At 58.1% G+C, this 22,629-nt stretch carries 24 protein-coding genes; 9 read left to right on the top strand and 15 right to left on the bottom strand.

Features of this window, described 5'->3' with window-relative positions:
* The first annotated feature begins 157 nt into the window (after nt 1-157).
* The gene (locus FJ942_RS17065) at nt 158-1,426 is read left to right on the top strand and encodes a tyrosine-type recombinase/integrase (protein WP_140898329.1); all 1,269 of its coding nucleotides are present in this window, start codon (nt 158-160) and stop codon (nt 1,424-1,426) included.
* Here the strand turns inward: FJ942_RS17065 and FJ942_RS28555 are convergent.
* Both FJ942_RS28555 and FJ942_RS17060 read right to left on the bottom strand, forming a co-directional pair.
* Entirely contained in the window at nt 1,408-1,581 is a 174-nt protein-coding gene (locus FJ942_RS28555; protein ID WP_181169929.1) for a hypothetical protein, read from the bottom strand. The two genes, FJ942_RS17065 and FJ942_RS28555, sit on opposite strands and share 19 nt — an antisense overlap.
* Nucleotides 1,582-1,674: 93 nt before the next feature.
* Nucleotides 1,675-1,890, bottom strand: a complete 216-nt coding sequence (locus FJ942_RS17060; protein WP_140898327.1) for a hypothetical protein — start codon at nt 1,888-1,890, stop codon at nt 1,675-1,677.
* Between the two features lie 325 nt (nt 1,891-2,215).
* On the opposite strand from FJ942_RS17060, the gene FJ942_RS17055 reads away from it, so the two are divergent.
* The gene (locus FJ942_RS17055) at nt 2,216-3,427 is read left to right on the top strand and encodes a hypothetical protein (protein ID WP_140898325.1); all 1,212 of its coding nucleotides are present in this window, start codon (nt 2,216-2,218) and stop codon (nt 3,425-3,427) included.
* Here the strand turns inward: FJ942_RS17055 and FJ942_RS17050 are convergent.
* The 4 genes from FJ942_RS17050 to FJ942_RS17035 form a co-directional block, all read right to left on the bottom strand.
* The gene (locus tag FJ942_RS17050; protein WP_140898323.1) at nt 3,357-3,872 is read right to left on the bottom strand and encodes a hypothetical protein; all 516 of its coding nucleotides are present in this window, start codon (nt 3,870-3,872) and stop codon (nt 3,357-3,359) included. The two genes, FJ942_RS17055 and FJ942_RS17050, sit on opposite strands and share 71 nt — an antisense overlap.
* Before the next feature lie 84 nt (nt 3,873-3,956).
* Complete coding sequence (locus tag FJ942_RS17045) at nt 3,957-4,463, bottom strand: hypothetical protein (RefSeq protein ID WP_140898321.1); 507 nt, start codon at nt 4,461-4,463, stop codon at nt 3,957-3,959.
* A 162-nt stretch (nt 4,464-4,625) separates the two neighbouring features.
* Nucleotides 4,626-5,264 carry a recombinase family protein gene (locus tag FJ942_RS17040; RefSeq protein ID WP_140898319.1) on the bottom strand — a complete coding sequence of 213 codons (639 nt, stop codon included), beginning with the start codon at nt 5,262-5,264 and terminating at the stop codon, nt 4,626-4,628.
* 153 nt (nt 5,265-5,417) lie between these two features.
* Entirely contained in the window at nt 5,418-6,221 is an 804-nt protein-coding gene (locus FJ942_RS17035) for a hypothetical protein (RefSeq protein WP_140898317.1), read from the bottom strand.
* A 546-nt stretch (nt 6,222-6,767) separates the two neighbouring features.
* On the opposite strand from FJ942_RS17035, the gene FJ942_RS17030 reads away from it, so the two are divergent.
* Both FJ942_RS17030 and FJ942_RS17025 read left to right on the top strand, forming a co-directional pair.
* The gene (locus FJ942_RS17030; protein WP_140898315.1) at nt 6,768-7,043 is read left to right on the top strand and encodes a helix-turn-helix domain-containing protein; all 276 of its coding nucleotides are present in this window, start codon (nt 6,768-6,770) and stop codon (nt 7,041-7,043) included.
* Nucleotides 7,040-8,890, top strand: a complete 1,851-nt coding sequence (locus FJ942_RS17025) for a DEAD/DEAH box helicase family protein (protein ID WP_140898313.1) — start codon at nt 7,040-7,042, stop codon at nt 8,888-8,890. Before FJ942_RS17030 ends, FJ942_RS17025 begins: the two co-directional genes overlap by 4 nt.
* 54 nt (nt 8,891-8,944) lie before the next feature.
* On the opposite strand, the gene FJ942_RS17020 is transcribed toward FJ942_RS17025, so the two are convergent.
* The 3 genes from FJ942_RS17020 to FJ942_RS17010 form a co-directional block, all read right to left on the bottom strand.
* Nucleotides 8,945-9,385, bottom strand: coding sequence for a very short patch repair endonuclease (locus FJ942_RS17020; protein ID WP_140898311.1), 441 nt, complete (start codon nt 9,383-9,385; stop codon nt 8,945-8,947).
* 12 nt (nt 9,386-9,397) lie between these two features.
* A complete protein-coding gene (gene dcm / locus FJ942_RS17015; protein WP_181169927.1) occupies nt 9,398-11,056 on the bottom strand; it encodes a DNA (cytosine-5-)-methyltransferase in 1,659 nt (552 codons plus the stop codon).
* A 299-nt stretch (nt 11,057-11,355) separates the two neighbouring features.
* Nucleotides 11,356-11,682: a hypothetical protein gene (locus FJ942_RS17010; RefSeq protein WP_140898307.1), complete on the bottom strand. Its 327-nt coding sequence runs from the start codon at nt 11,680-11,682 to the stop codon at nt 11,356-11,358.
* 57 nt (nt 11,683-11,739) lie between these two features.
* On the opposite strand from FJ942_RS17010, the gene FJ942_RS17005 reads away from it, so the two are divergent.
* The gene (locus FJ942_RS17005) at nt 11,740-11,982 is read left to right on the top strand and encodes a helix-turn-helix transcriptional regulator (protein WP_140898305.1); all 243 of its coding nucleotides are present in this window, start codon (nt 11,740-11,742) and stop codon (nt 11,980-11,982) included.
* A gap of 120 nt (nt 11,983-12,102) precedes the next feature.
* Here FJ942_RS17005 and FJ942_RS17000 read toward each other — a convergent pair whose 3' ends face one another.
* From FJ942_RS17000 to FJ942_RS16985, 4 genes are all read right to left on the bottom strand, one after another.
* Nucleotides 12,103-12,507, bottom strand: a complete 405-nt coding sequence (locus tag FJ942_RS17000; protein WP_140898303.1) for a hypothetical protein — start codon at nt 12,505-12,507, stop codon at nt 12,103-12,105.
* A gap of 641 nt (nt 12,508-13,148) precedes the next feature.
* Complete coding sequence (locus FJ942_RS16995; RefSeq protein ID WP_140631171.1) at nt 13,149-13,835, bottom strand: ABC transporter permease subunit; 687 nt, start codon at nt 13,833-13,835, stop codon at nt 13,149-13,151.
* A 1-nt stretch (nt 13,836) separates the two neighbouring features.
* Nucleotides 13,837-14,559, bottom strand: coding sequence for an ABC transporter permease subunit (locus FJ942_RS16990; protein ID WP_140495743.1), 723 nt, complete (start codon nt 14,557-14,559; stop codon nt 13,837-13,839).
* A 73-nt stretch (nt 14,560-14,632) separates the two neighbouring features.
* Nucleotides 14,633-15,418 (bottom strand): transporter substrate-binding domain-containing protein, encoded by a 786-nt coding sequence (locus FJ942_RS16985; RefSeq protein ID WP_140495742.1) that lies wholly within the window; start codon nt 15,416-15,418, stop codon nt 14,633-14,635.
* Between the two features lie 557 nt (nt 15,419-15,975).
* Here FJ942_RS16985 and FJ942_RS16980 point away from each other — a divergent pair.
* Complete coding sequence (locus FJ942_RS16980) at nt 15,976-17,271, top strand: amidase (protein ID WP_181169925.1); 1,296 nt, start codon at nt 15,976-15,978, stop codon at nt 17,269-17,271.
* A gap of 153 nt (nt 17,272-17,424) precedes the next feature.
* The gene (locus FJ942_RS16975; RefSeq protein WP_140495740.1) at nt 17,425-18,429 is read left to right on the top strand and encodes a LysR substrate-binding domain-containing protein; all 1,005 of its coding nucleotides are present in this window, start codon (nt 17,425-17,427) and stop codon (nt 18,427-18,429) included.
* 6 nt (nt 18,430-18,435) lie between these two features.
* Here FJ942_RS16975 and FJ942_RS16970 read toward each other — a convergent pair whose 3' ends face one another.
* Both FJ942_RS16970 and FJ942_RS16965 read right to left on the bottom strand, forming a co-directional pair.
* Nucleotides 18,436-19,641 carry an aminotransferase class V-fold PLP-dependent enzyme gene (locus FJ942_RS16970; protein WP_246676720.1) on the bottom strand — a complete coding sequence of 402 codons (1,206 nt, stop codon included), beginning with the start codon at nt 19,639-19,641 and terminating at the stop codon, nt 18,436-18,438.
* The gene (locus FJ942_RS16965) at nt 19,583-20,677 is read right to left on the bottom strand and encodes an ornithine cyclodeaminase family protein (protein ID WP_140898298.1); all 1,095 of its coding nucleotides are present in this window, start codon (nt 20,675-20,677) and stop codon (nt 19,583-19,585) included. Before FJ942_RS16965 ends, FJ942_RS16970 begins: the two co-directional genes overlap by 59 nt.
* 121 nt (nt 20,678-20,798) lie before the next feature.
* Between FJ942_RS16965 and FJ942_RS16960 the strand changes: the two genes are divergently transcribed.
* On the top strand, nt 20,799-22,145 hold the full coding sequence (locus tag FJ942_RS16960) for an FAD-dependent oxidoreductase (protein WP_246674704.1): 1,347 nt from the start codon (nt 20,799-20,801) through the stop codon (nt 22,143-22,145).
* Between the two features lie 70 nt (nt 22,146-22,215).
* Entirely contained in the window at nt 22,216-22,566 is a 351-nt protein-coding gene (locus tag FJ942_RS16955) for a RidA family protein (protein ID WP_140898282.1), read from the top strand.
* Nucleotides 22,567-22,629 lie beyond the last annotated feature (63 nt).

Raw genomic sequence — 22,629 nt, 5'->3', positions numbered from 1 at the left:
TTCTGTGCCTGTCAGCACATTGCCCAATCTCCCAACGCTCTGATTTAACTACATAATTCGCTCCGCTAGCGTCAAGAAATCAGTCCGCACGCGCAATTTTGCTAAACATCCTGCTACACATATTGCCATACACGGACGCGCCGCGCATGGTAGTGGCATGAACGTCAAGCGCCGCAATAAGACCTTCCACATCGTCCGCCGAGTGCCCAAGCGCTATGCTGCAATCGAGCCGCGCACTCAAGTCTGGATCAGCCTTCACACGGACTCCGAAACGGTTGCGCGACAGAAGGCCCCAACCGCATGGGCGCATATGGTCGAAGGCTGGGAAGCTAGTCTCGCCGGCGCTACCGATGATGCCGAGCGACGGTTTGCAGCGGCGAAGGAACTGGCCGCCGTGCGCGGCTACAGCTACCTGCCCGCTGATCGTGTCGCCCAACTCCCCCGGGAAAAACTACTTGAGCGTGTCGAGTCTGCCCTGAAGCTCAATGGCGATGCTGCCAAGATCGAGGCCCGCGCCGTGCTGGGCGGCGCTCGCGAACCGGGGATCAACATCAGCAAGGCGCTTGAACTGTATTGGGGCTTTGCCAAGCAGGACACGATAGGCAAGAGCGAGGATCAGCTTCGCCGCTGGGAGCACCCCCGCAAACGGGCCATTGCCAACTTGATTGAAGAGATCGGTGACAAAGAGCTTTCCGAGATCACGGGTGACGACATGCTCGATTTCCGCGAAACATGGATGGAGCGGATAACGGCAGGCGATGCCAAGCCCGACACCGCGAACAAGGATTTCCAGCACATCGGCAACATCCTTCGCACCGTGGTCAAGATGAAGCGGCTCGGGCTGGTTCTGCCGCTGGACGGCCTCACCTTCAAGGCCGACAAGGAGCGGAGCCGCCCGCCTTTCTCGGTCGACTGGATCAAGACCAAGCTGCTTGCCCCCGGCGCATTGGACAGCTTGAATACCGAAGCGCGGTGCATCCTGCTTGGCATGATCAACACCGGCTATCGACCCGGCGAAGCGGCCGGGCTCATGCCGCACCACATTCGGCTTGATGTAGACGTGCCGCACATATCGATTGAGCCGGAAGGCCGGCAGCTAAAAAACAAGGTCAGCCAGCGTGTCATTCCGCTGGTAGGCGTGTCGCTCGAAGCCTTCAAGCAATGCCCGCAAGGCTTTCCGACCTATCGTTTCAAGGACAAGATCAGCGACACGGTGAATAAGTACCTTCGGGAACATGACCTCTTAGAGACACCGGAACATGTGCTCTACAGCCTGCGGCACTCATTTGAAGACCGGATGATTGCCGCCAAGGTCGATGACCGTATCCGGCGCGACCTGTTCGGTCATTCGTTAGGCAGGGAACGCTACGGCGAAGGCGCGACACTGGCGCACAAGCGCGACATCCTTCAGAGCTTCGCCCTTTGAGCCGCGACGATTGCCCGCGCCCGGGCGATGGGGTCTCCCCTCGCCTCTTCGGCCGCGATTTCCGCCTCTAGCCGCGTGAAGATCGGCGCGTAGATTGCATCCTCGACCACAAGCCCCGCAACGAACGCATGGGCAGCTTTGAGTCGGGCCAGCATGGACCCGTGATCGTCGGCTATGGTCGAAGAATACAGCATGGCTGGGCGACTATTTTGAAACTGGGTGCAAACTCCCGCACGCGCGGCGGGGCTTCAGCGGATGTGCGCTGCAATCCAGACGGCCGGCCAGACCACCAAGAACAGCATCGCCGTGACCAATGCGGCTGGCCGGAGCCTTAGGAGATCATCGACCACGGCGCGGCTGTTAGCGGCCACGGCGCGGTTGGCGTTGGGATTGGTAATGATGGCTTGAAGGAAAAGAACGCCCCCGGCCAACCAGAGCGCCACAACCGGCAAAATCAAATCCATCGGAAAAGCCCCTTCCGTTTCTGATCACGGTCGGAGTATATGGCGGTTCGGAGGGAAGACAATCCCAAGTCAATACTGGTCTAATAGCCTTAGCACCAACATACGAAGTCTTCGTCAACAGAGTATTTAGCCGATATTTTGCACCCCGTTGCAAACTATTTCTGCAACCTAAACCTCCGAAATACTGGGCTAAGCCGGCCGAGCGTGCTATCGATGGGGTGCGCTGGTTCACGTTGCGCGACGTGAGCTTCTAGGAGGCGGTGCGGCTCCTTTTCCGTGGTTGGGAGGCCTGCATCGCCTCCACACCAAACCACGGAGTCAAATCATGTCAGTAGTCCCTTTGCGCCCGCATTCCGCCGACGCTAGCAATTCCCTCGACATCGACAAGACGGAGGAGCCGGCACAGAGGGACTGGCGAATGCACGCCCACCATAGGCCGGACAACAGGCCGTTGCGCGACCCGGTTTCACAACAGGGCATGATACGGCAATTCTTCCGCGAGTGGCGTTCTTATATGCCCTTGGCCGAACGCGACCTATTCTGCATCATCCTCGACAAAACCGTAAACTGGGGGGAGAGCAAGTGCCGGCTTACCTACAGGCAAATCGAACAGGCGAGCGGGCCGGGGGAGACACAAGCCCGAGTGCTCGTCAAATCGCTGGAGGCCAAGGGCTTCATTAAGGTAACGCGCTTCCCCGGCGACGCCAAAGGCATGCGCATTGAGCTTAACCTTGATTGGGAGCCGGTAGGCCAGCGCCAAGCCCAGAAGAGCGCCCCGACCGCCAAGCGAAAGCCCATCACGACGAGCGCAATCGATCACGCGTTGCACTACGCTTACGATGCCTACGTGTATGACGTTACACCGTGGCCGGATGAACTGCGGCGGGCGACCGCACAATGCATCGTGGCGAACTGCCTCAAAACCAAGATGGATCTGGAGACCGCCAGCGAGTTCACGCGCTGGCTTGTGTCCGTGTGGTCTCATCTGGTCAACCACTATGAAGCCCCGACCTACCCGGAACCCGGCTACATCAATCGCCACAGTGAATGGCTGTTCGACACGTTCCAGCAGCACCGCTCGACACCCCCACGGAAAACTGAGGGGGCAACCCCCACGGAAAGCCGAGGGGGCGCCCTGCCTGCCCCCACGGAAAACCGGCGGAGTAGCCCCACGGAAAACCGAGGGGGCACCCCCATGGAAAACCGAGGGACATTTAAGAAGAACATCTCAGAAGAAGACTCAGGAGAATTTCAAGACTCAGGAGAAAGATTACCGGTCACCTGCCGGCGACCGGGGGTCGGCCCCTCTTCGATTTCTGTCCGGGTACGTGTTCGCCAAGTCGCCAACGCCGCTTCCGGGGAAAAAGACGCCTCCGGCGAAAGAGAGAACCCCCCGGTTCCGGCCGCCCCCCTTTCCGAGATCAGGGTACGCCAGCGCCCCTCCCCTATCGGCGGTGCTGTCTCCCTCAGAAGTCGTGCGGGCTCCAATCCGTCCGGGCGCGTCCCGGTTGCCGGATCGGCGTGTCGCGGAACTTGAAGAAATGCGCCTTGTCGGTCTGGCAAATCTTATAGTCATCTTCACCAGTGATATAGCTGAAGAGCTTGTCGCGGTTCAGGCAAACCGGGCAAACGAAGTGGATGGGCTGACCGTGGGCGACATCCTCTTTCAGCTTGAACACCATGTCGCGTTCGCCGGTCTCGAAGAGCGAGTATCGAGCCTTTTCCTTCTCGAAGTCGTCTTGCCTCTTCAACTCACGGCTAAGTTCCCTCAGTGCTTCGCTGAGTTGGACATTCATCATGTTCACGGCAGTAAGTTCGGTCGCAAGCGTGTTGAGGAGGTTTGCCGCTTCGTTGTTGTCGTCGGGCTTCTTGTCGCCCTTCAACAGTTTCTTCACGGCCTCAACAGTGGACACGGCCTTTCCGGTCGCGCCCAAGGCAGTGCTCGCAAGCCCAAGCACGCTTTCAATCTGACTGAAGTCCATTCGCTATTCCCCCGGCAATTGTCGAAACACTACTCCGGCAGCACAGACGGTCACAACGGCTGGACGAGTGAGGAACGGTGGATGCTACAACTTTTTCGCATCCTTCAATTCTTTCTCGGGTTGACGCTTAGGTATTCGTGCCATGTAGGGCCGGTCTCTATCGGTTGTGTATATCGCCGCCCACATCCTACCTGTCTGAATATCTCCAAGGATATCGGGCCTGTGGTCTGCCATGCCCATCCATCTCTGTCCCGGCGAAAGCTGTTGCGGGATGACTGGCGGGCTTCCGGGCGGTTGAGGATGCGGAATGACGAAGGATCGGGCTGGCTTCCGCCGCCAACGCCCCCATGCGTTCGGGTAGTCGAGAAGGCCGAAATTGATGATCGTCGTAGGCGTATCGCCTCTGTTGACCACATTCACAACCAGAAGGTCGGGAGTCTCCTTCACGCCATCGAGCAAGGTCATGTTCGGGCTAGCTTTGACGTAAATCTTCGGTCCGGACTCAAACCAGCGTCGAACCTCCAACGCCAACGCACCGGTCGCCACCACCGCAGCATAGACCGCCACCAACGTCCCCGGATCAACAGCCATTCCCTGCCCCTGTTGCACGTGCCCAGATCGAATATGGATAGCCGGGGGGTAGCAATCAACTTTCCAACAATTCGCGGGGACCGGCGTGGGGAGCTTCGGGCACTTGACGCCCGAGTTTGCCACACACCTTGCAACCTGTTGCAAAGAATTGCTGCCCGGAAATTAAGCTTGGGGCATGACACCAGTCTTACCCGCCACTCGCCTTGACAGCCTCGCTAGCGTGGACCGGGAACATCCCGTTGCCGAGATGATAGTGCTCCAGCTTTGCCCGCTGGTGAGCATACTTTGGATCGCCTTGTTGCGTGCCTTGTCCTCGGGGCGACCCCGATATTTGCCCTCGCCCTTTGCCTTTTCGATACCCTGCGCCTGCCTCCGCCGGCGGTCCTCGTAATCCTTGCGGGCAATGGCTGCCAGCATGTCGAGGAGCATCGCGTTGATGGCCTCGAACATCCTTCCAGAGAAGTCGTCGGCATCTTTGACCATCATCATATGTGAGGTAGGCAAGTCGAGGGCGACAACTCGAACCTTGCGGTCGTAAATCTCACGCTTAAGCCGACCCCAATCCTCTGCATTCAGTCTGCTCAAGCGGTCGACTTGTTCGATCAGAAGAATATCTCCCGGCTGACAGTCCGACAGCAACCGAAACAACTCAGGACGCGCCAGCGACGCGCCGCTTTCATTCTCGACGTAGTTAGTCGCGATGGGCAGATCACGCTCCCTCGCAAACGCAAGTAAATCGCCCTTGGCACGAGTTGCGTCCTGCTCTTTGGTCGAGGCTCGGAGATAGGCGCGTACGAACATTATGAGACCCCAGTTCGATATGATTGGTCTCACATTGGCCGGTACGATTAGAGTGGTCAAACGTTATTATCGAACCAGCCTACAAAGCGGTCCGCTAAAGGCATACTCAAATGACGCCAAGTCGTCGGGGTATGCCGGCTCGCAAGGGGCATGTCAGGAAATCGCCCGAAGAACCTCCACGGGCGACATGATTGTTATCCCCTGCTGGTTCAAGTTTGCGCGGTTGCCGTGAAATAACAGGCTATTTGAGCCCGCACCCTTGCCCTCGTCCGCCGTGCAAAAAATATCGTTGCCGTATCCAACATGCGAACCCACGATCAGGGTGTCGCACCACTCCCCTATGATTGGACCGACCTGCCTGCGCAGTTTCTTTCTCCCAGCCTCGTCAGCGTTGTCCCACTCACGCTTAATCGCGATAGCCCAGCCTTGGGGGATCTCCACACCTAAAGAAGTGGGTCCTTGACTTATGGTGCGCCCGGCCGGCACAGGCGGCTGTCCTGCAAGGAGGCTATTGCCTAGCGTTATTAGGGGCTCGTGGCGCGGATAATTGCGACAAAACGCGAAAAACCGGCCCTGACGGTCGCTCTGGCTATAAACGACGTCTTGCGCCCATTCCATGTCCGGGATGAAAATTTCGGCTCCAATCAAAGGCGCATGGAGAAGTTTGATGCCAATGGACGCCAAATCCACAAAGACTGCTGCTCTGCGAGGATCTGGTACCGGCCGAGGGTTTCGAGTGCCGGCAACGGCCAAATACGCAAGCTTGTCAGCAAAACCGAGACACTCGACGAAGAGAGTCGCTTCCGAGACGAAGGCGAGCACTTCACCGTCCGCAATAGATTGACGGAGACGCCGCGCATCAGCGGGCGGCATTATCTCAGGCCGCTTGTCGGGATCGTGGATAATGTCGCAGGCGTTGGTGTCCAGCGTTATCCGTGGCGTGGTGCGCGAAGTCATTAGTAGCTCATGAGGCAAAGGGCTTTTTTAGTCAAACGACATCAAAAGAGGATAGTTGCAGTGCCTTCACAACGTCGCTGAAACAGCATGAAACGAGGAAGGCCGTTCGTGTGACCCAAGCGACGGTAACCGATCCTAAGCCCGCTCTGGCCTTACTCAAACCAGCTTATGTCAGCACAGTTTCCATTGACGTCCGGGGCTGAAGGTTCCAACCTGAGGCGGGCCGGGTGAAATGAACAAACCAACACTATTGCGGCATATCTACGCTGAACTTCGCAGAAGTGCTTCTGCGGATGTGCCTGCCGGTGACTTGTTGAAGTTGGCGCACCATATTCTGCGCGCTTACACCGAGGAGAGTGACCTAGGGGCAACTCAAAGCGAGGGTGGACCGAGTCGCTCTTTGTTTAACCTTGAAGTGGATGTCGCAATGAGGGACGGTGGCTGGAGGGTTTTGTCATTCGAGAATAACCTAGCGTCGGGCGACGACGAAATTCCGATAAACGCAAACGAGCTTAAGGCTCTAATTCAACAATATGTAGGACCTTCATGGCGGCTTCGTATTCCACGGGAACTGCTCTAGCAGCGCGCGAACACCTCCTCAGCGGACGGCCACTGACTCGGCTGGAAGCGCTGGTGCTGTTCGGGTTATCGAACTTACCTGAATTGATTTATGAGATGAAAGGTCAAGGTTTTATAATAAAAAAGCGCAATGTGCCTTACGCGGCCGCGATGGTTCGCGTTAACGAGTTTGCAGTTCTAAAGCCCCCCGCTAATCTTCCAATTCGCGAAATAATGCTGACTGAGTATTGGGTTAGCAAATGAGGCGATTTTTCTCCCGGCGTCAGCGCTACATTCTGGCGCTGATCAGTGGAGGGAAATGCTTGATTTGTGGCAGTAAACTAAAGGCGGGGTTTCACGCCGATCATATCGTTCCTTTTAGAGCGAAAGGGCGTACCCTCCTATCCAATGGGCAGGCGCTCTGCGAAAGATGCAATTTAGAGAAGGGAGGCAAGTACATGCAACTTAGGCCGTGGCAAACTGAGGCTCTGAAGAAGGCGCTAAAATGGTTGGTAGAAAAAGCCGAAGATAAGCATTTTCTTATCAACGCGGCTCCGGGGGCCGGCAAGACCATCGCGGCCTGTACAATTGCAAAGAGTCTTTATGACCTTGGACAAATCGACCGCGTTGTCGTCATCGCGCCCCGGGTCGAAGTTGTTAAACAGTGGGCTGATGACTTCAAGACGGTCGTGGGTCGCTACATGGGCCGAATTGTGGGTTCCGTGGATAAAATCGAGTTCGATGTCTGTGCAACTTGGGCTGCGGTCCAGAGCCTTCAGGATGCTTTTCAAGCAGTTTGCAAAGCGTCGCGCGTCTTGGTGATTTGCGATGAACACCATCACGCGGCTGTGGCGGCAGCTTGGGGGAGCGGCGCGAGCGGCGCTTTTTCAGATGCCAAATACGTCGTCGTTTTGACTGGCACCCCAATTCGCTCCGACGGCAAGAAGTCGATTTGGATGGCTTATGATGATCAGGGTTCCATCGATCAACCGGAAGAAGGCTCCTACACGTTGAGCTATGGTGAGGCAGTAGATCTCGGATACTGCAGACCAGCAACCTTTCATCGCCATGAAGGCCATTTTACCGTCGACTTGGAGGACGGAGAAAAGGTGTCGGTTTCTGGGCAACAGCCTGCAACCCTAACGCCGACTCTCAAGCGAATACCGGGCCTCCAGAGAGCATTGGATTTCTATCGCCTCGCCTGCACCCCTCAATTCGAACCAAACAGCGCTATCCCCCGCGTCGACGGGTACCAAGGCACAATGGTGGAGTGGGCCAGCGCGAAGCTAAGCGATCTTCGCTATCGCATGCCGAACGCCGGTGGTCTGGTCATCGCCCCGACGATAGAGATGGCTGAATATATGGTGAAGCTAATTGAGAAGATGGAGGGAGAAACTCCAATCATTGTCCATAGCCATATGAACAACCTCGACGGAAAGATCGAAAGCTTTCGACATATCGATAAGCGTTGGATAGTTTCGGTTGCCATGATTTCAGAAGGTGTTGATATTGCACGCCTTCGCGTTCTAATTTATCTGCCTAGTGCGCTGACAGAACTTGCCTTTCGTCAAGCAATAGGCCGCGTGGTTCGCACTGCTGGCCCAGATGACGATACCCGTGCGTATGTGGTCATGCCTTCTTTCGACGTATTGGAAGAGTTTGCTCGTCGAGTTGAAGATGAAATGTCCCCATCCGCGCGCAAAGACAGCGGCCCACCAAAGACGAAAAAGTGCCCCGTTTGTGCGACAGAAGCACCCTTGGGTTCGCGATCTTGCGAGGCATGCGGATACGAGTTTCCGATGTCGCCGCCAAAGTTCAAGCCCTGTGCAGAATGCGGCGGACTAAATCAGATGAGCGCTAAAAGTTGCCAGCACTGCGACGCGAAGTTCGGCACGGATTTTGTTCTCACGCTCGACGAGGCTTTGCGTGCCGGTGCGATTGTTCGAGGGATGGATGTTCAAGAGGAGGAAGTGAAGGAAGGGGAAGCTATCGCGGGTTCACTCCGAAAGCTTGTCTTGGCAAGTGGCGATGAGAAATTGCTAAAAGTTATCAGGCAGCTTCCCGAAGAAAGCTGGGCTCGCCTTAAGCGGATGATGAGCGAGCAGGATTGACCCCTGATACATCACTATCTAGCGCAGGCCATGATGCAGATCAAACCTAGCGGATCATGGCCTGCTGCCGAGTCGAGGGGGACCAAGTGCTCGGCGCAGCCTTCCAGCGAGGTCCGACGGAGCATCCACCTCGCACTCCCAGACTGTCAGGCATTCCCAGCCGGCAGCAAAAGCAGCGTCAGCTAGCCGCTTGTCTCGCTCACGGTTTGCTGCAAATTTTGCACGCCAAAACTCCGTCCTTGTCTTTGGCATTCGGAATTTCGGACAATCGTGGGCATGCCAGAAACAGCCGTGGACCATGATAGCTTTTTTCCGGGCGGGAAAAGCAATATCCGGCCGACCGGGCACGCTTTTATATTGAAGCCGAAATCTGTACCCCTCCGCGTGTAGGATTTGCCTAACGATGCGCTCGGGGCGCGTGTGTGACCTCTTGATTTTCGCCATGTGGGCGCTTCTCTGCGCCGGCGTAAGCCTGTCAACCACTTCGTACCCCATAGACCGACCGCATCAAACAGGACTGACCTTGCTATTGCGACTGCCAACAGCTTGCATTCTTTTCGCTATCTCCTGATTTGCTAATGAGCCCAAAATCAAACCTGCAAGGATCAGAGGCGCGTTGCGTATCAGCTTCGCGACCCCGGGTACGTCAGAAAGATTTTCTTGAAACTCACGCTGAAGTGCTCGTTCGACAACCTGTTCCGAAACTTCACGATCTGTTTCCAAAATGGCCGTCGCAATCTTACCAACTTCAGCCAACTCATCGAGCAGCATGAAAGGTCGCGTTGCGCCCGGACCACGATGGCTCCATATGTTTTGCATATTTTCAAAATCAGCGCGGCCGATGAATTTACTGAGGCGCTGAATAGGTAAAGCAAGTGCCTCAGCCATCGGCGAAGGTAGGTTTGCCATCAGAGCCGAGTGCTGCCTCGCGTCGAGTTCCAACGTTTGGATAGATTTTGAGTTGCCGAACCAGAACACGACCTGCCACGCTATAGGGCTGATTGAGGGCACATTTGCCAACTCGAACCGTACACCACTTTTAAGTCTCAAACTGGCTATTGAGAACCGGAACTTCCGATTTTGGGGATACTTTGCTCCCTCGCTATCGGTCACGGTGATTGGAGGTGGGGGAGATGGCGCGTTCAAGTTTGCCGCCACGTCCTTCAAAGATTTCAGTACCGAAACGTTTCGTCCAATAAACGCCTGACCCATCATGAACGCGAAAGCCGGAGGAATGGCATTGCCTATCATTCGCAGCTTTTGAGCATGACTTGCGCCGTAAAATTGAAAGGTGATCGGGAAGCCTTGAAGGCACGCGCGCTCTCGTAGAGTGAGCCGCCTCACCTCGGAACTATTTAAGGGATTTGCAACCACGACGCTCTCGCGAGACACGCGCGTGCAAGTGGCCGTAATAGTCCGAACGGATCTGTCCATCGGGTCCGGGAAGGGCATGGCGTTGTAAATTGGATGGGCGAGTTTGGCGGATCGGTTGATCCGGATTTCTTCCTCGTTCAGGCAATCTTCTTGATGGTTGTCCGAGACTTCGACCCGTGGTTTCGACAATCCATAAAGCGGGTCGATCACAGGATCAGCGGAAAGCGCCTTGATCACTTCGCCCAAAGTGCATGCGGTCGCCTTTTCGACATACGTCTCCAATAGCCCAAAATCGAAATTGCCCGCGATGCAACGCCTTCGGCGCTGAGGGACCCCAAAATCCTCCATATTCACTACATGGGCTTGCAGCCCCAAGTGAGAGAATTTGTGGAGACGCCCTCCTTCCTTAAGTTCCTTCTCTATGATCGACGCTACGCGCGGAACATTCTCCATCGCCCAAACTTTGGGACGGATATGATCGACCACGCTCAAAAAGCGTATAATGTCTTCAAGACCGTCATCAAGGTTTCCACTACCGCCTCGGTTCGAGAATGAAAACTGCGTACAGGGTGGGCTCCCGACGACGATATCGATGTTTTTCGGCAAGTCATCGAACGATAGCCGCCGAATATCCACCGTCTGGGCTTGGTGGAGGTTGTTCTTAAAGTTGGTCTCGTTGGCTGGTCCCCATCGTTCGTACGAAGCTACCACTTCGATACCCGCCAGCCTAAGGCCTAGCGACCATCCTCCCACCCCCGAATAGAGATCGATTGCTCGCAGCTTACCGGACATGCAGGAACCCCTCTTTCGCGCGAGGACTGCACTACCCCCATTAGCAACACAAGACAAGATCCGTAGCCTCTGCCGATTTTGTGGCCATGCCTCGCTGATCTTGGTTTCAACGTTCAACCTGAGAACGTACATAGTTTTGAACCTCGTAGCTGCGGCACACAGAGGGCGGAGTTTGCACCCCGTTGCAAAGTTGCGAGGGCCTATACGATATCTTCGTGATCAGCGGCTGTGGGGGTTAGGCAGGTTCCGGCATTGTGAGGGCCAAATTCCGGCTTCGCTCGCGCGCCGCCCGATGCGGCCTATCTGATAGAGGGCTCTACCCGAGCGGGGCTCGGACTTTTCTGGCGCTTACGTGTGTCATCGGCGATGAACCGCAAATGCTTTTCGATTAGGCAGAGCGCGGCAAGGCCACCACAGAGGATCGCGGCGACAATGAAGCCGAGAGCCAAGCCGATCAGCCCTCCGCTGCTGCCTAAGAGCACGCCGCCGCCAAACGCGAAGATCAGTATGATGCCGACAGCCAATATCGCGTTGATTGCCGACAGAGTGTTGACGAGTGATCGGTTCAATTCTTCCCCCAATATTTTCTTGCCGCGATCGCGGTCATGCGGCCAAGCGGTATCCAATTTTTGGATAATCCAAAAATCGGATTACCGGCAGGTTGATCACTGGTCAACCGTTCAATGCCGAAGTCGGTTCACTCCGAACGCCACAGGATGATTGCAGCGGCGCTAGCAAGTCAGCGGCGGGCAAAAGGGCTATCGCAAGCCGAGGTCGCCAGAGCCCTCGGCAGGCATCAGCCGTTCGTTGCAAACATCGAAAGCGGCGAGCGTCGAGTCGATCTCGTTGAACTCATGGATATCGCCAAGATCATCGATTTGGATGTAGTTGCGCTGGTGCGCGACCTCCAAGGGAGCACGGATTGACGCTTTCAGCGAGTAGGCAACGTGCACAAGGTGGATGTCCGACCCCCTTGTAACTTTCAGCAGACACAAACTATTTGTCTACCGCCATCACGCTTGCCGATAGGGTCGTGGCGGGCCGTCCTAGCCCCGCTGGGCAGCGGCAATATTGTTCGGAGGGAACGGGGCTCTCCTGAAAACATCGACGATATGAGCCCCGTGCTGGGCGCGTAGCATTGCGGCTAAGTCAATTTGCTTTAGCGCGAGGGTACAAAACCACTCATCACCGGTCACGGCGTGTATTTCGACGATCCGGTTCCAAGGATCGGGTTGCCGGAACCGGCGATGCAAGGCCATGTGGATCGACCGGCTGACCGGATACGGCGACCATGGGGAGTAATAGTCCTCGCAGTGCATCTGGAGGTTTTCCGAGGAACCCGTGATCGAGCATCGCTCGGGCTTTGCCAGCCAGCCGCTATCGATGCAGAAGTGTATGAGTTGCCAGCCGCGAACTCGCTCTTCGTGAGTGAAGCCGTTGTAGACAGGCATTCGAGGCCACTTCCAAACTGGTAGGCCGGTGAGTTCAAAGAAGCTCATAGAGTTTGCAACCGGGTTCAAAACCCGACCTAGGCGATTGGATTTAGCTAACCATATTGCTATACAAAACGCAATAGCGCTACCCCTTAAGTGATTGAATTTACTACGATATTTATTATGCATGGCTCTGGCCCGGGGAGCCACTTAATCCAGAAAAGTCTTTAAACCCAAGCACTGCAAGGGTTTCCGCCTCCCAGAGGTACACTGCGCGGTACACTGGGCTATGACGATCGGCGTGAACCACATTCAGAAGCGCGGCAAGGCCGGATGGGGCTACAGGCGCAAAACCCCTGAAGAACTTTGGACCATTTTGGGCACGCGAGAACACCTCGTGCCCGCTTGGTGCCACTTACCAGGAGGCGCTAAAGAAATACCCTGCGGTTCATGCAGAGGCCGAGAAGTTTTTTGTCCGACGCGGTCAAGCGCGCCAACGGCACCGACAGCGTGGGATCAGTTCCGCGACGAAATAGCCGCTGCTGGCAAAATGGGATTTGGCGAGGTCATCGAAGCGGCGCGATCCTATGGCGCATTCGGCGTGGCCTGAAGGTCACGTCGCCTTCCACGCAGCGGCTCGATATGCCGATCCGTTCCGCTCAATGTCGTCGAGCAAGCCGTCTCTCGAAGAAACCAAAGCCGATAGTGATCAATGCCGCCAGCAGGAAATATCCTAGCGCGGCGGCGAACAGAGGCTCGTAGACCCGAAATGTCTGCGCGCGAACGAGGTTCGCCGCACCCATGAGTTCGAACACCGTGATCGTCGACGCCAGTGCGGTCCCCTTCAAAAGCAGGATATTCTGGCCGCCGATCGCAGGCAAAGCCAACCTGAAAGCCTGCGGGAGAAGGACGGAAATCATGATCCGTGTTTTCGACAGGCCAAGCGATTGGCCGGCCTCACGCTGCCCTTCTGGAATGGCCTGTATCGCCCCTCTCCAAATCTCGCCACAGTAGGCCGCGGTGTTCAGGGAAAGGGTAAAAAACGCATAGAAGTCCGCGCCTCGCAAAATGGGCCAGAGCGGGCTGTAGCGGATCGAGGGGATCCCCGAGAGAATTTGGCCGATACCGAAGTAGCAGAGGTAAAGCTGGACCAGGAGCGGGGTCCCCCGGAACGCGAGGATAAACGCAACCGCTGGATATTGCAGCCATTTGCTGTTGGATAGCCGGGCCAGTGCAACCGGGATGGCAAGCAAATTGCCGACCACCGCACAGCCGAGGAACAGGATTATGGTGACCTCGACGCCGGCCAGAAGCTGATTGGCAAGGTAGGCTCCAAACTCAGTCACGCTAGCCCCGCCTCCCGCCACGGACGGTGGCTGTTTCGAGGGCATGGAAAAGCATCGCCGATATGCCGGACATGGCGAGGAACACGAACGCGATCGCGCAATAGAACATGAAGTAATCGCGCGTCGCGCCGGCAGCCATCTTGCCGGCGAGAACGAGCTCGGTAAAACCGATCAGGCTGACCAGTGAGCTTTCCTTCAAGACGACCAGCCACAAATTGCCAAGCCCCGGCAAGGCCAAGGGGACCATTTGCGGCACGGTGACCAGGAAGAAGGTCTGGCGCCGTGTCAGACCGAGTGCATGGGCTGCCTCGACCTGACCTCGCGGGATGGCCACGATCGCGCCGCGCAGGACCTCCGTGCTGTAGCCGCCTTGAACGATCCCAAGCGACAGGGTCGCGGCGACAAACCCATTGACCTGGAATTCGGAAGTCAGTCCCGCCAGGCTCACGGCCCAGCGCAACGCGTCCGTCGCGGTATAGTAGACGAGGAATATGATGAGAATGTCCGGTACGGACCGGATGATTGTCGTATAGGCAACGGCTGCGGAGACCGCCACGCGGTTCTTCGAGATCTTGGCCACCGCACCCATGAGGCCGAGGGTCAGGCCCACGAGATAGGCGCTGATCGAAATTCCAAGGCTCAGGCAAGCGCCAAGAAGCAATTCGTCGCCCCAGCCCTTGTCCCCGAAGCTGAGCAGGGTTGCCCAAGACACGGTCGAGTTCATACAGCGCGTTCCAGTTCAATGAAGATGGCGACGGCCGCCCCGTGGCGGCCGTTCCCGGGCCTGAACCAGATGATCAATCGCCGTAAATGTTGAAATCGAAATAGCGCTTGGTGATCGTCTCGTACTCGCCGCTGGCGCGCACCGCCTTGAGTGCTGCATTGAGGCGGTCCCTCAGAGCGGTGTCTTCCTTGCGCAGGCCGCCGCCGTCGCCGTATCCAAACATTTTCTCATGCGGCAGCGTCACCTTGATTTCATAAGCCTGGCCCTCCGGCTTCTTCAAGAAATCCTGGATCTGGATGCCTGCCGCAGCCATGAGATCCACGCGTCCGGCCTGGATGTCCGCGATTTCGTCATCGAGTGTTGGATAGATCTTCACTTCGGCAATGCCGTTGAACTTATCCTGCATGTAGGTCGCCTGCAGGCTGGCACTCTGTGCCGCGACCGCAATCCCCTTGAATGTCTCCGGCTTGGTCACGTCGAACTGCCGCGTATCCGCCTTGGCGCCGACAAGCACGTTGGGCGAATAGTAGTACTTGTCGGTGAAATCGATCACCTCCTTGCGCTTGTCCGTGATCGACATCGAGCTCCAGATGACGTCGAACTTCTTGGCCAACAGCGCGGGAATGATGCCGTCCCAGGCGATATCGACGATCTCACATTTCGCCTTCATCTCTTTGCAAACGGCATTCATCAGGTCGATTTCCCAGCCCTGCCAGGTGCCGCTGGCATCCTTGACGGAGAAAGGCGGGTATGGCTCCGCGGCGACACCGAAACGGATGACATCGTCGGCCGCCGACGATGAATTGGCGGCGCCAAATACCGCCACGATCAGTGACAAGGCGAGTGCAAGCTTTTTCATGATTGTTCCCCTTTTTGTTTATGTGGATTTGTATCTTCCGCAATGATGATGCTGGTAGCCGGGCATCTGCCGATCTTTCGACGTCGGCCCGTGGCCAGCCGGCAGCATCGAGCATCGTGGACTGGTTCGGATGTCGGCGATGCGAACTTGGCCATTCGGCTCAGTCGACCTTCTTTCAGGGCGGTGTTTGAAAACGCTAACAGTTCAAATGATCTCGATCTAATGCCCCCTGCCGTGCGGTTCATCACCAATAGTTATGACAGCGATAGCCCCTTCGAGTGACGCAGTCCGGCGACCGGCAAACGATCGCCGCTCGTTGATCCGCGCGTGCGAGGACAGGGCTGAATTGAACGGTTCACGACGCCGCCATTGATCGCGACTATGAGTTTTCAGCGATAGTCCCGCGTCCACGGGAATAAGCTCGCGACTGTCCACCAAATTTCTGATGTGGCATCGTCGGCCGGTTCCGGGATGGCCGGCCGCAATGCAGTCGGCCCGCGGCCCGTTCGCTCTAAGGTCGTCACATGAATAGCAGCCCTTGCCGGTCCATCGAGGAGATGAGCGAAAAGATCGCTGCCGGCCTGTCGCCCGTGGAAATCATGGAGGGCTGCCTCGAGCGCATCCAGGAGCTGAATGAACACATCAAGGCGATGATATTCGTGGCCGAAGCTGATGCCCTGGACGCCGCGCTTCAGGCCACGCGCGAAATCAGATCCGGTCACAGGCGCGGCCCGCTGCATGGCGTGCCGATCGCGCTCAAAGACGTTATCGATGTCAAGGATTGGCCGACAACGGCTGGCTCCCGGTTGTTTCGGGATCACGTCGCGACGGAATCGGCAACATGCATTGCCAATCTTCAGGCGGCCGGCGCCATCATCATCGGCAAGACGAACCTGCACGAACTGTGCGTCGGCGGTCATGACAACCCTTGGTTCGGCAAGGTCGCCAACCCGCTTGATCCGGACCGTGGGACAGGTGGCACGAGCAGCGGGTCGGCCGCAGCGGTCGCGGCCGGTTTTTGCCTGGCAGCGGTTGGCACAGACAGCGGCGGGTCAAACCGATCCCCGGCTGCTGCAACCGGCTTGTTCGGTTACAAGCCGACGAATGATCTGATCGCCGTACAGGGCGTCATGAGCATAGCGCCTTCGCTGGACTGCATCGGCGTTCTTGCACGCTCGGTCAGGGACGTTCGCCTGATGACCGAGGCGCTTGCCGGAAAACGGCTCGCCCCGTCGGCAAGCGGGGGCAGCAAAACGACAACGGGCATCACGATCGGCACCTGCCCCGAACTGCTTGGCGCTCACGTCGACACGTCAGTCGATATCGCGTTGGCTACCATGCTCGATCGTCCTGAAGTGCGCACGGTCGAGATCGCCTTCGACGACAGGGAGGCGTTCGTTGCCGCGGGACTGACAATCCTCCAATGTGAGTTCGCGCGAATCTACCGCAATGCAATCGAGCAGAAGCCGGACATGGTCGGCGACGCGGTTCACTTATTCCTGCAGGGCGGCATTCGCATCCATGCCGGCGCCTATGATAGCGCCATCGAAATCCGTAACGGCGTGCGAGGCCGGTTTCTGGAGAAAATCGCGGGCCTGGACGCTTTTGCCATTCCTACGGCGCCTGGATCGGCGCCGCGGCTTTCCGACGAACTTACCGAGGTGAATGGGGAAATGGTGCCGTGGGGACTGGCCGGCGGCCGCTTGCGCCGCTGGGCAAATATGCTTGGCATGCCGGCGTTGGCTATTCCTTTGCCGGTTCCTGACGGGCTTCCGGTGTCGGTGCAACTGGCCGCAGGTCCGGGTCAGGACGCCGGTTTGCTCGATCTCGCCGAAATCTTGACAAGCAACTGAAATCAGTTCCGCCAAATCGCTGAAAGTTCATAACCTCCAGGAATAAACTTCCTTCGCGCGCCTCTTGGAACATCCGGCCCTTCCCATTAATCTTGGCGTTCGCAGCTCGCTGTTTCGGCACAGCGATCCAGCTGCCTGGCAAGGTAAGCGGGCATGAAATTTGGCGAAAAGGACACCGTCACGAAGGAGGCAGAGTTTACGCCTCGCGAGATCGAGGTCTTCGCTTCGGTCATGCTGCATGGAACAACCACCAAGGCGGCCGACGCACTTGACATCACGCAGCCGGCTGTCAGCAAGATGCTCCAGCAACTCAGCGAGAAGGCGGATTTCCAGCTGTTCAGGAAAAGCCGGCAGCGGCTGATCCCCACTCCTGAAGCGCACATGCTCTATGCCGAGGTTAAGCGCGTTTTCGAGTCCGCGCGCGGCATCTCGCGCGCCGCGAGGGAAATACGCGAGTTGCGAAGTGGCAGGCTGAACATCTGCGCGCTCCCGGCCTTCGGGTCCACGCTGCTGCCATCCATCATCACGAGCTTCTCAAAACAGCATCCATCCGTGTCGATTTCCCTGGATATCCGCAGCTCCGCCACGGTGGTGCAGCGGGCGAGCCGCAATCAGCTCGACATCGGAATAGGCGTAACGGCATCGGACGAGAATTCTTCAATCGTCAGGCGAGCGCTGACGGCGACCCCACCGGTTTGCGTCATGCCGGCGGGTCACCGTCTGGCCGAGCTCGACGTGGTGCAGGCAGAAGATCTCGACGGTCTCGACTTCATCTCGATGGGCTCCGCTGATCCGATGCGGCAGCAGCTCGATGCCTTGTGCGAAGAACGCGGAGTGGGACGTCTGTTGAAGATAGAGGCCAGTCTGTCCAGTGCGTGCATCGCCCTTGTCGCGTCCGGGGCGGGCGTGAGCGTCGTCGACAGGCTTTCGGCGTGGCTGGCACGCGACCTGCCGATCGAGATCAGGGATTTCCGGCCACGTCTCGATCTGAACCTCAGCGTCTACCGGCCTTGGGGTGTCATTGCATCGACGGCGGCGGACGCCTTCACCGAGCATCTTATCCAGACGACGCGAAGCTTTATGAACGGCGTAGAGGCAGGAATCACCGCCCTGGGTCCTCGCCGCCAGGCCGACAGAACTGTTTTCATTCACCGCTGAAAGCCTCTAGCGGAGCGGCAGGCATTCGAACAGGCGGCCGATATCGGCTTCGTCATTGTAGACATGCGGCGACACGCGCATCTTCGTGCCGCGCAGCGTGACGTGCACGTCAGCCCGCTTCAGCTCTTGTGCCGCATTCGGCGCGAGACGGCCCCCTATGTCGAGGATCGCGATATGGGGCGTTGGGTGTCGCGGACGCGCGACCGGCAGCCCTCTGCTTTCCGCCTGCGCCCAGACAAGCTCATTAAGGTGACGCAGGCGCTCAAACACGCGCCCGACGGTCCAACCGCGGATGAGCTTCATTGCGGCGATTGCGATAGGCAGGACCGCGAAATCGGAGCGTTCCCCCATGTCGAACCGCCGCGCGCCGGGAAGAAACTCGGCCACGGCCACCTTGTAGAAGTCCGATTTGTCCCCGCCCATCCGGTTCCATGAATGATGCTCCAGAGTGCGCCCCTCTGTGTGCCAACGCCGGTCGGCGTAAAGGAATGCGAGGCGATATGGCCCCAGAAGGAACTTGTAGGTGGCAAAGACGAGAAAGTCCGGTCGGACGCGCCGGACATCGAAGGGTATCGCGCCAACCCACTGGGTTCCGTCAACGACAAGACTGGCGCCCGCTGCCCGTGTGGCGGCGGCCACCGCCTCCAGGTCGATCGCCACGCCCTCGAACCAATGCACCAGCGTCCCCGCAACGACCGCGATGGGACGGCTCGAGTCTTGGATTGCCGATACGATCGCGCTGGTCCAGTCGCCGTCGGCTGGTTGCGGGACGATATCAACGCAGGCGCCGGCGCGTTGCGCGAGGTCATACCAGACATATCTGTGCGAGGTGTGTTCGTTCTCCATCAGAAGGATGGCCGAACCTGCCGCAACCAAAACGTTGGCGGCTGCGATAGCCATGCCATAGCTGGTGGCGGCCACAATGGCGATCTCATCGGCATCGGCGCCCACCATTGATGCGGCGAGCTGCCGAGCCTCTTCCACCTCGTCGTAATAGGAGGCGATGGTCATTTTCCAGGGTTCGGCTTTCACCCTGACGCCGGCCTCGCCGGCCGCGACGGCGGCGGTCGGGATCGGAGACATGTATGCGACATCCAGATAAGCTGTCTCGCGGGGAATGGAGAAGAGATCTCGTTGGCAGCTCAGCATGGCATCACAACCTGAAATCAATTGAGGTGCCGAGTCCGGCGTTGCGGGCGGAGATATAGACAAGATTGGCAAGCTCGATGTCTTGCGCGGGAACGCCGAGAGACCGGAAAAGCGTGATCTGATCGTCGCCAGTGCGGCCGGGTTTCGCACCTGCCAGCACGTCGCCGACCTCGCCACGGATATGATCGACGCCGATCACGCCGGTTTCAATCGCCTCGATCAGTTCTCCCGCGGCCGTCAGCGCCATAGGCAGGTAGTCGACCCAGATCTGCGCTCTGCGCACACAGTCGAGGTCGAGCTCGCGGCATGAAGCGACGCTCGCCCCGACCGCATTGATATGGACACCAGGCGGAAGCCATTCGCCGCACAGCACCGGCTTTTCGGAAGATGTCGTGGTGCAGATGATGTCGGCCTCGCGAACGGCCTCGCCAGGGTCGCGATGTGCCTTCGCCTGGAATCCGGCGGCTGACTGCTCCTCGGCGAAGTGCTGCGCCTTTGCAAAGTCGCGACCCCAAACATGGATCGCATGGATCGGCCGGACGTCCGCAATAGCCGCGACATGCCGGCGCGCTTGCTCGCCATATCCGAACAGTGTCAGCGAGGTGCTGTCTTCGCGCGAAAGTGCCCTCGTCGCGACAGCACTGGCCGCCGCGGTCCGCCAAGCCGTAAGCTCTCCCCCGTCGATCAAGGCTACAGGCCGTCCATGATCCTTGTCGAACAGGAAGACACCGCCGCGATGAGACGCGAACCCATGCGCGAAATTGTCAGGAAACACGGAAAGCACCTTCGCCCCGAACAGCGGCCGGTCATCCAGCGCAGCATACATAAGCGACAGACAACTCCCGGCCGCACCCGGCAGCTCAAGTGTGCGCCTGATCTGCTGGCGCGCCATGCCGCTCGATGTTTTGCGCAGTGCGGCCTCGGTCGCTTCAAGAGCCAGGGATAGGCTCAAAATGTCCCGGATCGCGTTCTTGTCGATCAGGAGGAATTCCGGCTCGCCACTCACCGTGCAGTCTCTTCCATTCCGCGATCCCCGATGCGCCGATAAGCGTAGCATTGCTCTCGCAAACGGTTGCGCCCGAATTTGATAACTTCGCACGAGAAGTTGCCCGTGCGGGCTAATGGGCCGACCTGGGCAGCCGCAGATGGCTGGGACATTGGTTCATAACTTTTGGCCATGAACGGCAGCGACCAGTTCAATTGACCGCAGTTGGCACCCATTGCAATGTTTTCAGGCAACCGAGGATGTTGTGCGGGGTTGCAAACACATCGCAGGCGCCGATCGAATTAAGAAGAGCGGCGTCAGCAGTACTGTCAAGAACTCCAGCAACATCTCTCAACGATATAGCGGCATTTGCATCGATTCGTCTTTCAGAGATTACTCGTATCGGATGACGTCATTAGCCCGGGAATTTTTGGAGGTCATTTTTATGCGTGTCGTGGTCATTGGTTCCGGTATCGTCGGCAGTTCCGCCGCCTATGAATGCGCCAAGGCGGGAGCAAGCGTCGTCGTGCTGGAGGCCGGACGGATAGCAGGCGGCACGTCGGCGGTAAGCTTTGCCTGGACAAATGCGACGACCAAGCAGCCCCGGCCGTATTTCGATCTGAACGTCTCGGGAATGCGCGCCCATCTTGAACTCAAGCGCGACTTCGGCGTCGCTCCCTGGTTCACCCAGACCGGCAGTTTCGATTGGCGAACAGTGCCGGAGTCGATGGACGATTATTTCGAGAACTTCAGGCAGATGAAGGAATGGGGCTACGGCGTCGAGTGGATCGACAAGAAGCGCGTCGCCGAGATGGAGCCCGATATCGATGCCTCCGCCTTCGGCGATTGTCCAATCTCCTACTATCCGGAAGAGGGCTGGGTCGATCCGGTGCTCTACTCGGCCTGGCTTTTGCGGGCGGCGAAGGAGCGCTGGGGAGCACAGGTCAAACTCGGTTCACGCGTGACCGAGATCGAGACCGAAAGCGGGCGCGTACGGGCAGTTCGGACGGCGAACGGAGGCCGACACGCTGCGGATGCCGTCGTGAGCTGCACCGGCGGCTGGTCTAGTGAGAGGCTCGGCGATGCCCAGGGTATTCCACTTTCCTCGACCATAGGCGTGCTCGCCTTCACCCCGCCGGTGGCGTTGACGCTCCGAAGCCAGCTGCATGCCGACGATCTGGATATCCGTCCCGACGGAGCGGGGCGCATCATGATCCATAAGGTCTCGGTAGACATGACCCTGGAGAAGCCGGAGGTGCTCAGCCCTGCCGGGAACGAGGCGGCGACGCTCCTGGATGCGGCGACCAAGGTCCTGCCTTCGCTCCGCGACGCAGGTGTGGAAGCCATTCGCACGACGGTCCGGCCGTTCCCGGAGGACGGCTACACCTGTGCCGGCGCCATGCCGGATATCGTCGGCCACTACATGGCCGTAACGCACAGTGGTGTGACCATCGGCCCGCAATTGGGCAAGGTGGTCGCCGACGAAGTCGTGCGCGGCAAAATCCATGACGAAATGGAAACGTTTCGTCCGCAACGCTTCTTCCAGGCCCACGCCCAGCGCTCCGCTGTCGCGCACGTCTGATCCCGCTCAGCAGACCGCTGGATTGCGTACGGCGGCCTGCTTTTGACCAACGCAACCAGGGGCCTCCGCCATGGGGAACATCGAACGATTCGACAAGAACGAACGGCTTAGCCGTATCGTCGTTCACAACGGCACGGCCTATCTCTCGGGCTTGACGGCCGATGACAAGAAAACCGGCACGTCTGAGCAGACGAAGGAGATATTGGAAAAGGCGGATCGCCTTCTGGCGAGCGTCGGTTCGGATAGATCGAAGCTGCTGGTCGCGCAGATCTGGTTGAGGGATGTCGAAGACTTCGACGCGATGAACAAGGCTTGGGTCACATGGCTCGACGGCGTGGAGCCCCCGGCACGCGCCACGGTCGGGGCGAGCTTCGCCTTGCCCGAGATCCGTGTCGAGATCCAGCTTACCGCAGCGATTTGACACGTCGCCCGCCACGTCCAGGCCAGCGAGTCCAATCAGATTCGTCAGGGACATGCTTGCGCA

Origin of the sequence: Mesorhizobium sp. B2-4-2 (assembly GCF_006442845.1) — a bacterium.
Classification (GTDB): domain Bacteria; phylum Pseudomonadota; class Alphaproteobacteria; order Rhizobiales; family Rhizobiaceae; genus Mesorhizobium.
Note: the sequence above shows the minus strand (reverse complement) of the source record. Positions and strands in the feature narration are given on the sequence as shown.

What these genes read in the sequence shown, in the direction of transcription:
- FJ942_RS17060 (WP_140898327.1), bottom strand. Translation starts at nt 1,890, where the DNA reads ATGGATTTGATTTTGCCGGTTGTGGCGCTCTGGTTGGCCGGGGGCGTT.
- FJ942_RS16985 (WP_140495742.1), bottom strand. Translation starts at nt 15,418, where the DNA reads ATGAAAAAGCTTGCACTCGCCTTGTCACTGATCGTGGCGGTATTTGGC.
- FJ942_RS16975 (WP_140495740.1), top strand. Translation starts at nt 17,425, where the DNA reads ATGAAATTTGGCGAAAAGGACACCGTCACGAAGGAGGCAGAGTTTACG.
- FJ942_RS17040 (WP_140898319.1), bottom strand. Translation starts at nt 5,264, where the DNA reads ATGTTCGTACGCGCCTATCTCCGAGCCTCGACCAAAGAGCAGGACGCA.
- FJ942_RS16990 (WP_140495743.1), bottom strand. Translation starts at nt 14,559, where the DNA reads ATGAACTCGACCGTGTCTTGGGCAACCCTGCTCAGCTTCGGGGACAAG.
- FJ942_RS17000 (WP_140898303.1), bottom strand. Translation starts at nt 12,507, where the DNA reads ATGCCTGTCTACAACGGCTTCACTCACGAAGAGCGAGTTCGCGGCTGG.
- FJ942_RS17020 (WP_140898311.1), bottom strand. Translation starts at nt 9,385, where the DNA reads ATGGGGTACGAAGTGGTTGACAGGCTTACGCCGGCGCAGAGAAGCGCC.
- FJ942_RS17065 (WP_140898329.1), top strand. Translation starts at nt 158, where the DNA reads ATGAACGTCAAGCGCCGCAATAAGACCTTCCACATCGTCCGCCGAGTG.
- FJ942_RS17025 (WP_140898313.1), top strand. Translation starts at nt 7,040, where the DNA reads ATGAGGCGATTTTTCTCCCGGCGTCAGCGCTACATTCTGGCGCTGATC.
- FJ942_RS17005 (WP_140898305.1), top strand. Translation starts at nt 11,740, where the DNA reads ATGCCGAAGTCGGTTCACTCCGAACGCCACAGGATGATTGCAGCGGCG.
- FJ942_RS17045 (WP_140898321.1), bottom strand. Translation starts at nt 4,463, where the DNA reads ATGGCTGTTGATCCGGGGACGTTGGTGGCGGTCTATGCTGCGGTGGTG.
- FJ942_RS28555 (WP_181169929.1), bottom strand. Translation starts at nt 1,581, where the DNA reads ATGCTGGCCCGACTCAAAGCTGCCCATGCGTTCGTTGCGGGGCTTGTG.
- FJ942_RS17055 (WP_140898325.1), top strand. Translation starts at nt 2,216, where the DNA reads ATGTCAGTAGTCCCTTTGCGCCCGCATTCCGCCGACGCTAGCAATTCC.
- FJ942_RS17035 (WP_140898317.1), bottom strand. Translation starts at nt 6,221, where the DNA reads ATGACTTCGCGCACCACGCCACGGATAACGCTGGACACCAACGCCTGC.
- FJ942_RS17030 (WP_140898315.1), top strand. Translation starts at nt 6,768, where the DNA reads ATGGCGGCTTCGTATTCCACGGGAACTGCTCTAGCAGCGCGCGAACAC.
- dcm (WP_181169927.1), bottom strand. Translation starts at nt 11,056, where the DNA reads ATGTCCGGTAAGCTGCGAGCAATCGATCTCTATTCGGGGGTGGGAGGA.
- FJ942_RS16980 (WP_181169925.1), top strand. Translation starts at nt 15,976, where the DNA reads ATGAGCGAAAAGATCGCTGCCGGCCTGTCGCCCGTGGAAATCATGGAG.
- FJ942_RS16955 (WP_140898282.1), top strand. Translation starts at nt 22,216, where the DNA reads ATGGGGAACATCGAACGATTCGACAAGAACGAACGGCTTAGCCGTATC.
- FJ942_RS17050 (WP_140898323.1), bottom strand. Translation starts at nt 3,872, where the DNA reads ATGGACTTCAGTCAGATTGAAAGCGTGCTTGGGCTTGCGAGCACTGCC.